General features: G+C 68.5%; 13 protein-coding genes. 1 reads left to right on the top strand and 12 read right to left on the bottom strand.

Translation table 11 applies throughout. The features are described from left to right. The first annotated feature begins 83 nt into the window (after positions 1-83). On the top strand, positions 84-1,094 hold the full coding sequence (locus tag J8I34_RS20300; RefSeq protein ID WP_209806817.1) for a helix-turn-helix domain-containing protein: 1,011 nt from the start codon (positions 84-86) through the stop codon (positions 1,092-1,094). On the opposite strand, the gene J8I34_RS20305 is transcribed toward J8I34_RS20300, so the two are convergent. From J8I34_RS20305 to J8I34_RS20360, 12 genes are all read right to left on the bottom strand, one after another. Next, positions 1,091-2,734: an amidase gene (locus J8I34_RS20305; protein ID WP_256441835.1), complete on the bottom strand. Its 1,644-nt coding sequence runs from the start codon at positions 2,732-2,734 to the stop codon at positions 1,091-1,093. The genes J8I34_RS20300 and J8I34_RS20305 overlap by 4 nt on opposite strands. Positions 2,735-2,763: 29 nt before the next feature. Then, positions 2,764-4,263 carry an aldehyde dehydrogenase family protein gene (locus tag J8I34_RS20310; protein ID WP_209806818.1) on the bottom strand — a complete coding sequence of 500 codons (1,500 nt, stop codon included), beginning with the start codon at positions 4,261-4,263 and terminating at the stop codon, positions 2,764-2,766. 42 nt (positions 4,264-4,305) lie between these two features. Then, positions 4,306-4,740 (bottom strand): c-type cytochrome, encoded by a 435-nt coding sequence (locus tag J8I34_RS20315; protein ID WP_209761608.1) that lies wholly within the window; start codon positions 4,738-4,740, stop codon positions 4,306-4,308. A 1-nt stretch (position 4,741) separates the two neighbouring features. Next, positions 4,742-5,191: a c-type cytochrome gene (locus tag J8I34_RS20320; RefSeq protein ID WP_209768995.1), complete on the bottom strand. Its 450-nt coding sequence runs from the start codon at positions 5,189-5,191 to the stop codon at positions 4,742-4,744. After that, positions 5,188-5,703 (bottom strand): methylamine dehydrogenase light chain, encoded by a 516-nt coding sequence (locus J8I34_RS20325; protein WP_084402448.1) that lies wholly within the window; start codon positions 5,701-5,703, stop codon positions 5,188-5,190. The genes J8I34_RS20320 and J8I34_RS20325 overlap by 4 nt, the downstream gene beginning before the upstream one ends. Before the next feature lie 19 nt (positions 5,704-5,722). Continuing rightward, complete coding sequence (gene mauD, locus J8I34_RS20330) at positions 5,723-6,310, bottom strand: methylamine dehydrogenase accessory protein MauD (RefSeq protein ID WP_029047461.1); 588 nt, start codon at positions 6,308-6,310, stop codon at positions 5,723-5,725. A gap of 33 nt (positions 6,311-6,343) precedes the next feature. Next, complete coding sequence (locus tag J8I34_RS20335) at positions 6,344-6,889, bottom strand: MauE/DoxX family redox-associated membrane protein (RefSeq protein WP_209806819.1); 546 nt, start codon at positions 6,887-6,889, stop codon at positions 6,344-6,346. Then, positions 6,886-8,013 carry an amine dehydrogenase large subunit gene (locus J8I34_RS20340; protein WP_245176025.1) on the bottom strand — a complete coding sequence of 376 codons (1,128 nt, stop codon included), beginning with the start codon at positions 8,011-8,013 and terminating at the stop codon, positions 6,886-6,888. The genes J8I34_RS20335 and J8I34_RS20340 overlap by 4 nt, the downstream gene beginning before the upstream one ends. A 359-nt stretch (positions 8,014-8,372) precedes the next feature. Beyond that, a complete protein-coding gene (locus J8I34_RS20345) occupies positions 8,373-9,899 on the bottom strand; it encodes a Fic family protein (protein ID WP_209806820.1) in 1,527 nt (508 codons plus the stop codon). 215 nt (positions 9,900-10,114) lie between these two features. Then, complete coding sequence (locus J8I34_RS20350; protein WP_051320489.1) at positions 10,115-11,140, bottom strand: tripartite tricarboxylate transporter substrate-binding protein; 1,026 nt, start codon at positions 11,138-11,140, stop codon at positions 10,115-10,117. A 128-nt stretch (positions 11,141-11,268) separates the two neighbouring features. Beyond that, positions 11,269-11,634 carry a DUF4387 domain-containing protein gene (locus J8I34_RS20355; RefSeq protein ID WP_051320490.1) on the bottom strand — a complete coding sequence of 122 codons (366 nt, stop codon included), beginning with the start codon at positions 11,632-11,634 and terminating at the stop codon, positions 11,269-11,271. A gap of 26 nt (positions 11,635-11,660) precedes the next feature. Continuing rightward, positions 11,661-13,022, bottom strand: a complete 1,362-nt coding sequence (locus J8I34_RS20360) for an acyclic terpene utilization AtuA family protein (protein WP_209806821.1) — start codon at positions 13,020-13,022, stop codon at positions 11,661-11,663. Positions 13,023-13,154 lie beyond the last annotated feature (132 nt).

Consider the following 13,154-nt stretch of genomic DNA (forward strand, 5'->3'; position numbering starts at 1 on the left):
GCGAGACGACACAACGGGTGCCAGCCCGCAACACAACTACGTCTTGCCCAAGGCCCTGCGCGGCGCAAATGGCAAGCGCATCCATGCCCCCGAATCCACCGCCCCCGACCGAACCGTCCGCTGCAGCCACCGCGCCGCGCGCGCTGCGCCATGTCGTTGCCGACGAGGCGCAGGCTGCCGCGGCCGAGCTCGACGGCTGGCAGCAGCGCTACCAGCAACTGACGCCAGGTGTGTTCCGGGCCGAGGTCTCGCAGGTCACTTACGGCGATGTCCATGTGTTCCGCGAACAGACCACGCAGGCGCTGCTGGAAGAGGGGGAAGCGGCGCGCGGCTATCTGTCGCTCGCCTTGCCGCATGTGCAATGCGAGGATGGCTGGTTCCACGGCTACCGCATGCACGGATATTCGCTGCTGTGCGCGGGCAACGGCCAGGCGCTGGCGATGCGCACCCCGCGCGAACTGGACCTGACCGGACTGACCATGCCGCTGCCCGCGCTGGATCGCGCGGTAGCGCTGGCGAGCGGCGAACCACGCCGCCTCGACAAGCTGGCCGGCGTGCGCCAGTTGCGGCCGGCGGTCGGCAATGATTTGCGCGCCGCGTTGCTGTCGGTGCTGGCGACCGCGGCGATCGAAGCGGAGGTGTTCAGCAACCGCTTCGTGGAGAGCGCGATACGCGACGCCTTGCTGCTGGCGGCGGCGACCGCGCTGATCGCGGACGACGACCGCTCGCGCGAGCCGCTGCCAACCGCAGGCGCGCGCCGCCAGCTGGTGGCCGACGCCTACGCGCTGGTGCGTGCCGCGCCCGACCACGGCTGGAGCATCCTGGCGCTGTGCGAGCGCCTGGGCGTATCGCGCCGCACGCTGCAGTACAGCTTCAACGAGGTCACCGGCCTGGCGCCGCTGGACTTCGTGCGCGCGGTGCGGATGAACGGCGTGCGCCTGGCGCTGCGCGCCGGCCCGGTGGAGCCGGTCGGCACCGTGGCGGCGCGGTTCGGCTTCCACCATCTGCCGCGTTTCGCGGCGCAGTACCGCGCCTTCTTCGGCGAACTGCCGTCGCAAACGCTGGCACGGCGCCGCGGGTTGGCCCAGGCCTAGGCCATCATCGCGCGCGGCAGGTGGCGGCCCACCCAGTCGCGCTCCTGCTCATAGGCGCGCGCCAGCCGCAGCACGCCCAGGTCGTCGTGCGGCCTGCCGATCAGCTGCATGCCCATCGGCAGGCCATCGCGGCTGAAGCCCGCTGGCACGCTGATTACCGGGCAACCCGACAGCGTCCAGGGGAACACCACTTCCATCCAGCGGTGATAGGTGTCCATCTGCCTGCCGGCGATCTGTTTCGGCCACGGCTCGCGCACGTCGAACGGAAACACCTGTGCGGTCGGCACCGCGATGAAGTCATGCCTGGCGAAGACCTGCTGCAGCGCCTGCGCCCAGGCGCTGCGCTCGGCGCTGGCGGCATAGATGTCGCCGGCATCGAGCTTGAGCGCGCCTTCGATCTCCCAGACCGCTTCGGGCTTGAGCAGCGCCCTCTTGGCCGGGTCGCGGTAGAACGGCAACATGCCGTTGCCGACCAGGAAATGCCGGTGGACCAGCCAGGTCTTCCACAGGCGTTCCGGCGCAAAGGGCGGCTTGATGGCGTCGACCGAAACGCCGAAGGCCTGGAATGCCTGCAACGCCTGCTCGCACAACGGCAGGATGCCGTCTTCCATCGGCAGGTAGCCGTCCCAGTTGCCCAGCCACGCCACGCGCTTGCCTTTCAGGTCGGCGTCCAGCGTCACCATCACGTTGTCGGGCGTGAGGCGGGCCAGCGTTGCGTCGCGCTCGAGCGCCAGCGGGGTGCGCGGGTCGGGCCCTGACTGCGTGGCCAGCAGCAACGCGACGTCGGCGACGGTGCGGCCCATCGGCCCTTCGTAGCCAAGTTGCTGCAGGAAAACCTCGGCGGTCGGGCCGTAGGGCACCCGGCCCATCGACGGGCGGAAGCCATACACGTTGCAATAGCCGGCGGGATTGCGCAACGAGCCGCCGAAGTCGCTGCCGTCGGCGACCGGCAGCATCCGCATCGCCAGCGCCGCGGCCGCGCCGCCGCTGCTGCCGCCGGCGCAACGGGTGGCGTCATAGGGGTTGCGGGTGGCGCCATAGACGGTGTTGAAGGTTTGCGAGCCCAGCCCGAACTCCGGCGTATTGGTCTTGCCGACCAGGATGGCGCCGGCCTTGCGCACGCGCTCGACGATGATCGCGTCGGTCGCCGGCACGTTGTCCTTGAAGATCGGCGAACCAAAGGTGGTGCGGATGCCGCGCGTCAGCGCGAGATCCTTCGGTGCCTGCGGCATGCCGTGCATCCAGCCGCCCGGCTTGCCGGCGGCCAGCGCCTGGTCGGCGGCCGCGGCTTCCTGCAGCAGCACGTCGCGCTCGCGCAGGGCAACGATGGCGTTGGCGGCAGGGTTGACCCGATCGATATGCGACAGATAGGCCGCCATGACCTCGCGGCACGAGACGCGCCGCGCATAGATCTCGCGCGACAGTTTCCAGGCCGGCATCATCACGATCGGGTCGGGCGTGCCGCTTGCCGCCTGGCCCGCCGCGTTGGCATCAAGGCTTGCGGCAGTAGCCGGGCGCGACAGCGCGGCGCCGGCCGCGGCCGTGGTCAGGGCGGTACCGGCCAGCCGGCCCAGCCACTGGCGGCGGGCCGGCTGCGCCACAGCGGCGGCGGCGGCGGGGCAGGGAGAAGTGGTCTTCATGGTCGTACTCATTGCTGGCGGTCCGCGGCTCAGACAGCGATCATCACCGACTTGGTCTCGATGTAGTGTTCGAACACGGCGCGGCCCATCTCGCGGCCGATCCCCGATTGCTTGAAGCCGCCGAACGGCATGGCGTTGTCGAGCAGGTTATGGCAGTTGACCCACACGGTGCCGGCCTTGATGCGCGGCACCAGCCGGTGCACCCGCGACAGGTCGTTCGACCACACCGATGCGGCGAGCCCGAACGGCGTGCCGTTGGCCCGGCCGACCACCTCGTCGATCTCGTCGTAGGGCAGGGCCACCACCACCGGCCCGAAGATTTCTTCCTGCACCACGCTGGCAGTGTCCGGCGCGCCGGCGAGCACCGTCGGGCGGAAGAAATGGCCGCGCGACGTGTCCGCCGGACCGCCGCAGACGAGCGTCGCGCCGTCCTGCACGCCCGCCTGCACATAGCCGGCAACGCGCTGGCACTGGCGTGCCGAGACCAGCGGCCCCATGGTGGTATCGGGCTCGATGCCCGCGCCCAGCCGGAAGCCGTTGGCGATGCCGGCGAGCGCCGCCACGGTGGCGTCGAAATGCTTGCGCGGCAGGTAGAGCCGCGAACCCGCGGTGCAGACTTGCCCCTGGTTGAAGAAGATGGCCTGCGCGGCGCCGGCCGCCGCGGCCTCGGGCGGCATGTCGTCGAGCATGATCACCGGCGACTTGCCGCCGAGCTCCAGCGTGACGCGGGCCAGCCGCTGCATGGCGGCAGTGCCGACCAGCTTGCCGACCTCCGTCGAGCCGGTGAAGGCGACCTTGTCGACGTCCGGATGCGCCGCCAGCGCCGCGCCGCAGTCCGCGCCGCCGCCCGTCACGATATTGACCACGCCGGCGGGATAGCCGGCTTCCACGATCAGCTCGCCCAGGCGCAGCGCAGACAGCGGCGTTTCCTCGGCCGGCTTGAGCACGACCGTGCAGCCGCACGCCAGCGCCGGACCGAGCTTCCACGCCGCCATCAGCAGCGGGAAGTTCCACGGGATGATGGCGCCGACCACGCCTACCGCCTCCTGCCGGGTGAAGGCGACGAACTCGCGCTCGCGCACCAGCGGCACCGACACGTCCAGGCTCTCGCCGTGCAGCTTGGTCGCCCATCCGCCCATGTAGCGCAGGAAGCTGGCGGCGGTGGCCACGTCGACGGCGCGCGCCATGCTGGCCGGCTTGCCGTTGTCGAGCGCCTCGATCTGCGCCAGTTCGTCGGCATTGGCCTCGACCAGGTCGGCCAGGCGCAGCAGCAGGCGCTCGCGGTCGGACGGGCGCATCGTGGCCCATGCGCCTTGCCCGAAGGCCTGGCGCGCGGCTTGCACGGCGGCGTCGACGTCGGCGGGCTTGCCGGCGGGCACCTCGGCCAGCGGCGATTCGGTGGCGGGGTCCTCGCTGACGAAGACGCCGCCGTCAGCAGCGGCGACCCACTGGCCTCCGATCAGCATGCGTTTGGGGCGTTGCAGGAAGGCGCGGGTAGCGGGCAGAAGCAGGTCGGTGCGGGTGTCCATGGGTCTCCTCGTCGGATCGTTGTCGGTGTGGGTGTTTCGGGTTCAGCGGCCCGGCAGGATCGCGGCGCGGTGCGCGGCGACATCGTCGAGCCGGTCATTGCGGTAGCGGGTCACTTCCTGCGGCGTGTACGGGGCCGCGTCGTGCTGCGCGGTCAGCGCCGGCAGCATCCAGTTCATCAGCTCGGCGATCTGCGCATCGGTCAAGTCCGAGCCGGACGTACCAGGCACCTGCACCAGGAACGCGCGGCCCGCGGCGGAGCGCAGCAGCTGTGGCACGGTGAGGCGCATGTCGGGAATGCCGGCGGCCGGCTTGCCCGAGCCATCCGGCAGGTGGCAACCCGAGCAGTGCAGCATGTAGCTGGCCTGGCCGCGCTGCAGCCTGCCCTCGGCATGCGCCGCCGCGGCAACCAGGCAGCAGGCCAGGGTGGCCGCGATCCGCACGACTCGCACGACGCGGCGTGGCGCGGCGCGGCCCATGTCAGCGGGCCTCGCGCAGCTTGCGCACGGCGCCCGGCGTCTTGCGCTCGGCGCGCGCTTTGGCCAGCGCTTCGGCGCCGCCGGCAGTCGCTGCCTGTCCGTTCTGCGTGTTGAGCCACGCCATCACCGCCAGCAGCGAGGCGTCCGGCAGCGCGGCAAAGGGCGGCATGATGCCGTTGAAGGACTGCCCCTGCGATTCGATGGGGCCCGCCAGCCCGTGCACCAGCACGTTGGCGAGGTAGGCCTGGCCTGCCGGCGCGCCCAGCCGGTCGCGCAGCGCATTGGCCAGCGGCGGCGCGACCCCGGCAATCCCGGATGCGTCGGCGTTGTGGCAAGCCGCGCAGTTGGCGGCGAACAGGTCCTTGCCCTGCGCGGCAAGGTCGGCCGCGGCGGCGGGCAGGGCGGCCAGCAGTGCCGCCCCGGCGGTGGCGATCAGGACGGACGGCTTCATTCCTGGACTCCGAGAATGATCGAGGTGGTGCAGTGGAACATCGTGCTGGTGTTGCTCATGCACCAGTTGACGTCGTTGTGGACGCCAAGCTTGTAGCCCGGGCGCTCGCGCTCGTTGGTATTGCATTCGCAGCGGCCACAGGTAGTTTTGCCGCAGCAGTCGTTGTAGCTGACCATGTAGTCCTTGCCGTCCGCAGGGTTGCGGCAGGTGCCGACCCACGACACTTTCGACGGTTCGGTACCGGGCGGGCAGGTGGTCGAAGTGCCGCCGCAGCACGAGCACAGGAAGCCGTCGACAGCGCAGTATTTCCAGTAGTCGCATGCGGTTTCGTCGGCCGGCTTGCCGGCGCGCGCGCCGTGCGCGCTGGCGGCATGCGCGCTGCGGTCGAAAGGCAGTACCGGCAGCGCCATGCCGCCGACCATCGCCTTGCCCAGCGTGGCCAGCACGCTGCGGCGGCCGACGCGTTGCGCGGCCCGGCGCGCCTGGCGCTCGAAGAGGTTGTCGAACCACATCACACGTTCTCCTTTGCGCTCAGGCGTGGGTTTCAAGGAACTGCTGCACCGACGCCACGTTCAGGTCCATGGCGGTGAACAGGCTTTCCAGCTGCTCGCGCGAATTGACCAGGCCCTTGGCGCGCAGCGTCCCTTGCTGGTCCAGCAGCACACCGTAAGGCAGCTTGCCGATCTGCAGGTGCATGCCGAGTTCCTTCGACAACACGTATTCGAATTCGCCCAGGCCGGCCTGCTTCAGGAAGGCGAGATGCTCCGGCTGCTCGCCGTCGGACGCCAGCACGATGCGCAGCCAGCCGCGTTCGCTGGCGCGGATCGACTTCAGCACCGGGATCAGCTTCTTGCAGATCGGGCAGGTTGGCGACAGGAAGAACATCAGCGTGGCGGCGGCTTGCTGGCCGCCAACGGAGACTTGGCCGCCGCGCACGTCCTGCAGCGCGAACGGCTGCAACGGCTGGCCGACGCGCGGGCCGGCGTCGATCACCAGCGCGCCCATCGGGGCCACGCGTTCATAGAGGATGCCGACCTGGCGGGCCAGCGCATACAGGCCAAGCAGCAGCGCCAGCACGGCGATCCACAGCACGATATTTGCTATCACAAGAGCAGTCATCACGGTCTCGGTCAGAAGGAAATCAAGGGATGGTCAGGCGCGGGTACGTGCCGCGTTGGCCAGCAATTGCGTGCTGGCCAGCCACATCAGCAGCAGCGCCAGGGCGCAGAAGCCAGCGGCGGCAAAGTCGAGCGGTGCCAGGGCGCGCGTGGGCGCTGCCGCGGCGGATGCGGCCGCCGCGCCCAGTACCGCCAGCAAGGCGGCATTGCGCCATACCAGGCCGCCCGACAACGGCACGCCCTCGGCATCGCAGCCACAGCGGATATCGCGACGGCCGCGCGCCAGGTTGATGCCGACGGCAGCGGTGGCGAGGCCGACGACGGCAAGCCCGGCGACCGCCGAAGCCGCCTGCAGGGGCCGTGCCACCAGCAGCAGCGCGGCGCCCGTTTCAGCGGCAACGAAGGCCATTGCCGCGGCACGGGTCCATGCGGCGGGAACCAGCTGGTAGGCGTCGAGGGCCGCGTGGAAGCGCGCAAAGTCGCGCAGCTTGGGCAGCACCGACATCAGCAGCACCAGCGCCGCGGCCGCACTGCAGGCAGCGGTGACAAGGGGATCGGCGCACAGCAGGGCGGCGGTCATTGATGGGCCTCCACCTGCACGGCGTTCTCGGTCACGTTATCCAGCCGCGCGACCGGCTTCAGCCGTGCCGCGGGATCCAGCGCGACCACGCCCGCCTTGATCGCGTCGAGCGCGTACAGCGTGGGCCTGGCGCCTTGCGTGATGGTCAGTGCCAGCGCGTTCTGCCCGGGCGCGCGCGCCACGCGCTTGCGGCTGGCCAGGTCGATGGTCCAGATCTCCGCCGCGGGCGTCTTGTGCGAGCCCTCGCGGCTCTTCGGATGCATGCCGACATAGAGCCGCTGCGTGGCGGCGTGGAGCGCGAACAGCTGATAGCCGCCGGGCTTCCAGCCGCCCCTGGTGTCGGCCGTATCGACGATGGGCCACGGCTTGCCAAAGGACGGTGCTTCGCCCGAGAGGTCGGCGGTATAGACGTTGCCGTTGAAGGAAACGAAGTACAGCGTGTTGCCGATGCGCTCCGCATGCAGGAAAACGGGGTCTTCCTGCGGATCGAACATGCGCGCGCTGCGCTTCTGGCCGGCAGGCTGGCCATTGGTATCGTGCGTGACGGTCAGCATGGCGCCGTCGCTGCACAGCGAGTGAAAGCGCTGGCTCGACGCGGCGCTGGCAAGGATGCCCCAGCAACCCGGCGTCTGGACTTCGGACGCAAGCTTGTTCTCTTTCAGGTCGACGATGCTGACCGAGGTCGCCGGCGTGGCATTCTGCACATACAGGAAGCGGCCGTCCGCGGACGTGGCGATGATGCCCCGGTAGTTGAGCGACTGCGCATGGCGTGGCGGGATCACGATCTCGCCGCGGTAGGCCAGCGTGCCGGCATCGTACAGGCTGACCACGTCGGTCCGCTCGCCGCGCGACAGGCGCGGGTAGAAGGTCGAGACCACATAGATGGTGCGCTTGTCCGGCGACAGCAGCGACTGTCCGCCGAAGCCGGTCGGCACCAGGCCGAGGTACTTCATCTGCTTGCCGTCGACCACGTGCAGGCGGCCGTCGACCATGTGGCGGAACGCAACGTCGGAGACGTAAAGGCGGTTTTCGTCGGCCGGCGCCAGCGTGGCCATCGTCAGCGTTTCGGGCGGCAGCTCGGCGACGGCGCTGCCCGCGCCGATGGCGAGCGATGCGAGCGACATGGCAAGGCACCATGCGCGCAGCGCCGGGGGTGCGGAACGTGCGAACTGCCGCGCTCTGGTGGCGGGGCGTGCGTTCCTGCTTGGGTGCGTCACGACTGTCTCCTGTGGGAAGCGGGATGGAGGCAGTCTATGAAGTGGCGGGGCCTGGGCGTTAGCCGGAATCGGCAACCGGCGTACCGGGAGATCTACTGAGTCGCGGCGTGCGTGCGGCGGTGCGGCGAGGGGCGCCGGGCGCGAGGGCCGGCATCCCTGGCGCCCGCATGGCCTGATCGGGCCATGCAGTGGCCGCTACGGATATCCGATTTTGGCAATCGTGCGGCGCCCGAGGCGCCCGAGGTGCCTGAAGCACGCTCGCGAAATCAGGCCGCCTTTGCCGTGGCTTCGAAGTAGTCCGCGAATTCGTCGCGCACCACTTCCTCGATCCGTGCAATCTCCGCATCGGACAACTCGGTGAATTTCGCGCGCTTGCGGTTGGAGAGCTCGCCGTGGTTCTGCACGACCAGGTCGATCAGGTTGGTGAGGCGCGCCTGGCGCAGGTCCAGCCATCCTTCGATGCGGGCCACGCTGGCATCGAAGGCCTTCAGGTAACGGATCTCCAGCGCCAGGTCTTCCTCGACGCACTGCTGGACGCATTCGAAGACAAACTCGCAAAGCGCCGTCGCATCGAACGAGGCATAGAGCCAATAGGGTTGTGGCGACTTGATGAGAATCGTGTCGCTGTCCGCGTCAAGCACATAGTTCAGCAGTCCCGTGCGAGGCGCCGAGTAGTCCTTCAGCAAGCCGGCGTAGACCGGCAGGTTTTTCAGCATGCTGGCCGATACCGGCAACACGACGCCCTCCGGCGTCACGCCGGCCTGGCGCAACAGATGGTGGATCAGGAAGCGGTGGAGGCGCCCGTTGCCGTCGTAGAACGGGTGGATATAGACAAAGCCGAATGCAACGCACGCCGCGATGACCAGGGGGTGCGCCGCTTTTGTCTTGATCAGGCCGGCAACCTGCGCCAGGCCTTCCATCATCGGCTCGACCTGCTGCGGGGGCGGCGGGATGTAGTCGGCAATGTTGCGCAGCCGTCCGCCGCGCGAGAGCCAGTTCTGGCGATCGCGATAGGCGTACTCCGCCCGGATCGATGAAATGATCTCGTTCTGCCATTCGCAGAACTGCGCCTCGTCGAGCGGCACGGCCGCACCGGCAAACTCCAGCAGGCGCCTGAACCTGGCGACACGCTGGTTGTCGGGCAGCTCTTTCTCGATCGAATAGGTCGAACGCGTTTCGGCGAGGTAGAGATAGTCCACCGCGCGCGCCAGGACTTCCGGTTCGAGCCGGTTGATCGCGGCGGCGATCTTGCCCGGGAGATCGGCGCCGATGAATGCCTGGAGGCGCTCGGTGCGGCGCACCAAGGGGCAGAATGCCGCCGGGCCGAGGTGGTTGTTCACAATGCCGAACTGGGCGTCGAGCTGGCTGTCGCCCGTAACGTAGTCCGCTTCGTCGAGCGCCGCAACGCGGGCGGTTCCCGCCGGCAGCTTGTAGTCGAACTGCGCGCCGGCAAGCCACTTGGCATAGAAACCGCTGAGCCGCGCGTACCGCGATCCGGGCGAAGCCGCCAGCCACTGCCGTACCTCCTCAACCGCCTCCTGATGCTCGAACAGCGCGGCCAGCACGGTCAGATTCAGCGGTTCCTTGCGCAGCGCAAAGGTGAGATGGTCGAGGGTCGTATCGTCGCCGCGGTAGCGATTTCTGGGATAGACAGTCTTTACGCTGCCGTCGGCGCCGGTATGCGTGCTCAGCACGCCTGTCTTGTCCGCCAGTTCCGATATCGAATGCAGGGGCGGAACGCGCAGCTTGAACCTGGCAATCAGGGCGCTGTAGCCGAGTGGAGCGTAAGCCATAAGCGGACTGAGGAGTGAGGTAATGGAGGCATGGAGGATTACCAGAGTTTATACGTCGATTACTACTTCGTCTATTTATGGCACATCGGCTTACCACATTGCATATGCCGGCCGAGCGCCCAAATTGCCAGATCACCTATGCGGCTTATCCAAACACCTACCGGATACGCTCTCGATTACCGATTCGCATACGGCCGATAGTGTGACGCATGGGGCTATTCCGCAATGATCTTGCGTTCCGCGGCAATCCGCTTCCATTGCGCGAGATCGTGCTTCATCCGCGCGCCAAACTCGGCCGGACTGACAGCCAGCGGACGCGAGCCATCCGGCTCCAGCACCATGCGCACCTCCTGCGAGGCAGCGATCTCGGCGATTTCCCGATTGAGCCGCTGCACCAGCGCCGCCGGCGTCCCGGCCGGGGCCAGCACCCCGACCCAGATCTCGATGCCATAGCCCGGCACCGACGCCGCCAGCGTTGGCAACTCCGGGAAAGCGGGATTCGGTGTGGCCGACGTCACGGCCAGCGGCTTGACCTTGCCGGATTTGATCTGCGTGGCGATCGAACTGTAGTTCGACATCATCACATCGATCTGCCCCGCGGCCAGGTCGATCAGCGCATTGGCCGCGCCCTTGTACGGCACGTGCATCATCTGCACCCGGGAGGCGTCGCACAGCATCTCTGACGCAAGGTGGCCCAGCGATCCGACGCCGGCCGAGCCGTAGGTGATGGCCCCCGGCTTCGCGCGCGCGGCGGCGATCAGTTCCGCGGCGGTGCGGATCGACTTCGACGCCGCGAGCGTGGACGACACCGCCAGCAGCAGCGGCCCGTCGGCAACCAGCGCAACCGGCGCGAACGCGGTCAGCGGGTCATATGGCGAGCGCGCTTGCGTCGCCGCGGCGGTCAGGAAGGTCGACGACGTCAGCAACAGCACCGATCCGTCGCGTGGCGACTTGGCGACGTAATCCGCGCCCAGCACGCCTGCCACGCCGGGCCGGTTCTCCACGATCACCGTGTTGCCGAGCTGACGGGCCAATGCCGGCGCAATCGCGCGCGCGATCACGTCGTTGCTGGCGCCTGCCGAGAACGGCACCACGATCCGCATCAGCGGCGGCACGGCAGCTGCATTGTCCGCGGGCGCGGCGCCGGCCGTGGCGGCGAGCGCCAGCGCTGCCGTGGCAATAGCCGCCGGCAGGGTGCGCGCCAGGCGGGTCCAAATGCGCTTGAAAGAGGTCTTGTTCATACGTCTGTCCGAACTCATCGTAGTGCAGCAAGGCTGCAGGACGGCACCGCCGGCGCAACCGGGCGGCGCCGGCGATGCCACAGGCCCGCGCGCGGCCAGCCGGGCCGGCCGCGCTGGCTGTGCGCAGGTCAGGCCGGAATCTCCAGTTCCAGCAGCGGTGCATACTGCTGGGCGCCAAAGATGTCGCCGTCGCCGGCGCTGCCGCTCGGGCGCTGGCGGTACATGGTGAACTTGATCGCGAAGGCCGGATCGTATTCGACGAAATCGCTGATGCGCGTGGCCGGGACGCCGAACAGCGCGGCCATGCTTTCGCGGCTCAGCACCCGGGACCGCTTGACGCGCTCATACTGCGCCGCCTCGCGGAAGATGATGTCGAACGTGATCTTGTTGACCCCGGCGTTCTTGCTGCGGATGGTCTTGGCAAGTTCGTGCAGCTTCTGCGCGGGCGCATGGGGGGCGGGCGCGGCGAACGCGGTCGGATTGGCAGTGGTCATGATGGATCTCCTGGAAACCTGGCGCCTCAGACGCCGGCCTCGACAACATGGGTGGGAAACAGTGCCAGCGGATCGTGCACCGCCATCGTGTGGTTCAGCGTCCAGCGATAGGCGGGGCTGGCGCGCAGCACCTCGTCCAGCGGGAACGACACCGAGCCGGCGGTGCCTTTGACGTCCGGCAGGCGCGCATAGAACATCTGGCGCAGGCCGATCATCGCGACTTCCTCCGCCATCTCGCGCGTTGGCGCCACGCCCTGCACCATGACGCACAACTCATGGCCGGGACGGTCGCGCAGCGGTTCCAGCTCGCCCATCACGCCGTCGCGTCCGTAGACGTTGTAGTGCAGCTCGTAGCCGTTATCGCCGAAGCGCGCGCGCACCTGGTCGCGGGCCCAGGCGATCACGCGGTCCACATTGGCAATCGTGTACGGGTCGCGGATGCCGCAAAGCCCCACATACCGCTCGCCGACCTTGCCGGCGCCTTCCAGCTTGACGCGCACGAGCTGGTCGGGCTCGAAGCGCGAACCGGTGATGCGGGTGGTGCGCGGATCGAGCTGCTCGTAGCGGCAATGGCGCATGTCGAGCCTGCCGCCCGCGACGAATTCCTCGAACGGGTTGGAGCGTTCATACATGGCATGGCCGGCCACCGAGGCAACGGTGCAGCGCTGGTCCGGATGCATCGCGGTGACGCGGACGTCGTCGCGGGTGATCTCGCCCAGTACCGTTTCCTTGCCGCCATACGGCTCCGCGCAGAAGGAGGCGCACTCCAGCACCTTGCCCAGATAGTAGGCGTGGTCCGCCGCGAAGCTATGGTGCAGCGCCGGCGCGGCAAACACGGCGGCGTCGGAGCTGCGGCCACCGATGATCACGTCTGCGCCCTGGCGCAGCAGTTCGAGATACGGATGCACGCCGGCCATAGCGACGATGCGCTCGGTGCTGTCCAGCTCGGACAGCGTCAGGTCGGCAAAGCCGTCGAGGCCCCGGATGGTCTCGCCGGCGCCGAGCTTCTCGCGGACCAGCGACGTGGGAACCTCCGAGTAGAAGTAGCCGATGCGAAAGCGCCTGAGCCCGTGCCGTTGCGCCAGTTCGCGGATGATGCTGACGTAAAGGTCGACCCGGCTGTTGGTGCCCGTGTCGCCAGCCGAGCCGATGATCATCGGCACGCCCAGGCGCCGCGAGGCCAGCAGCATGTGCTCCAGGTCGTGGCGCTGCCACGCCTCGGGGCTGGTCGAAGTATCCGAGCCGAGCGGCACCGGGCCCACGTCATCGCTGCCCGAATCGGCCGCGATGTAGTCCGGCCGGGCGGCCACGCCAAGCTCGAAGCTGCCGGTGCGCAGCGGCGCAAAGCCGAGATGGCCGTTGGGGCAAATGATCTTCAGCGACTGCATGCAAGGTTCTCCGGTTAGGTGTCGCTTTATCCGATTAAGCGAGTCACACGACACTTAAGTATTCACGAGAAACGGATTTCAAACTTTGAGCCGTAGCCGGAGAGAAGTTTCTCGATCTCGGCGTCGATGGTG

The organism is Cupriavidus phytohabitans (genome assembly GCF_017815025.1).
Classification (GTDB): Bacteria; Pseudomonadota; Gammaproteobacteria; order Burkholderiales; family Burkholderiaceae; genus Cupriavidus.

Excerpts from the sequence above, each read along its gene's own strand:
- J8I34_RS20300 (WP_209806817.1), top strand. The coding sequence starts at position 84 with ATGCCCCCGAATCCACCGCCCCCGACCGAACCGTCCGCTGCAGCCACC.
- J8I34_RS20350 (WP_051320489.1), bottom strand. The coding sequence starts at position 11,140 with ATGAACAAGACCTCTTTCAAGCGCATTTGGACCCGCCTGGCGCGCACC.
- J8I34_RS20360 (WP_209806821.1), bottom strand. The coding sequence starts at position 13,022 with ATGCAGTCGCTGAAGATCATTTGCCCCAACGGCCATCTCGGCTTTGCG.
- mauD (WP_029047461.1), bottom strand. The coding sequence starts at position 6,310 with ATGACTGCTCTTGTGATAGCAAATATCGTGCTGTGGATCGCCGTGCTG.
- J8I34_RS20310 (WP_209806818.1), bottom strand. The coding sequence starts at position 4,263 with ATGGACACCCGCACCGACCTGCTTCTGCCCGCTACCCGCGCCTTCCTG.
- J8I34_RS20335 (WP_209806819.1), bottom strand. The coding sequence starts at position 6,889 with ATGACCGCCGCCCTGCTGTGCGCCGATCCCCTTGTCACCGCTGCCTGC.
- J8I34_RS20345 (WP_209806820.1), bottom strand. The coding sequence starts at position 9,899 with ATGGCTTACGCTCCACTCGGCTACAGCGCCCTGATTGCCAGGTTCAAG.
- J8I34_RS20320 (WP_209768995.1), bottom strand. The coding sequence starts at position 5,191 with ATGAAGCCGTCCGTCCTGATCGCCACCGCCGGGGCGGCACTGCTGGCC.
- J8I34_RS20340 (WP_245176025.1), bottom strand. The coding sequence starts at position 8,013 with ATGTCGCTCGCATCGCTCGCCATCGGCGCGGGCAGCGCCGTCGCCGAG.
- J8I34_RS20305 (WP_256441835.1), bottom strand. The coding sequence starts at position 2,734 with ATGAAGACCACTTCTCCCTGCCCCGCCGCCGCCGCCGCTGTGGCGCAG.
- J8I34_RS20315 (WP_209761608.1), bottom strand. The coding sequence starts at position 4,740 with ATGGGCCGCGCCGCGCCACGCCGCGTCGTGCGAGTCGTGCGGATCGCG.
- J8I34_RS20355 (WP_051320490.1), bottom strand. The coding sequence starts at position 11,634 with ATGACCACTGCCAATCCGACCGCGTTCGCCGCGCCCGCCCCCCATGCG.
- J8I34_RS20325 (WP_084402448.1), bottom strand. The coding sequence starts at position 5,703 with ATGTGGTTCGACAACCTCTTCGAGCGCCAGGCGCGCCGGGCCGCGCAA.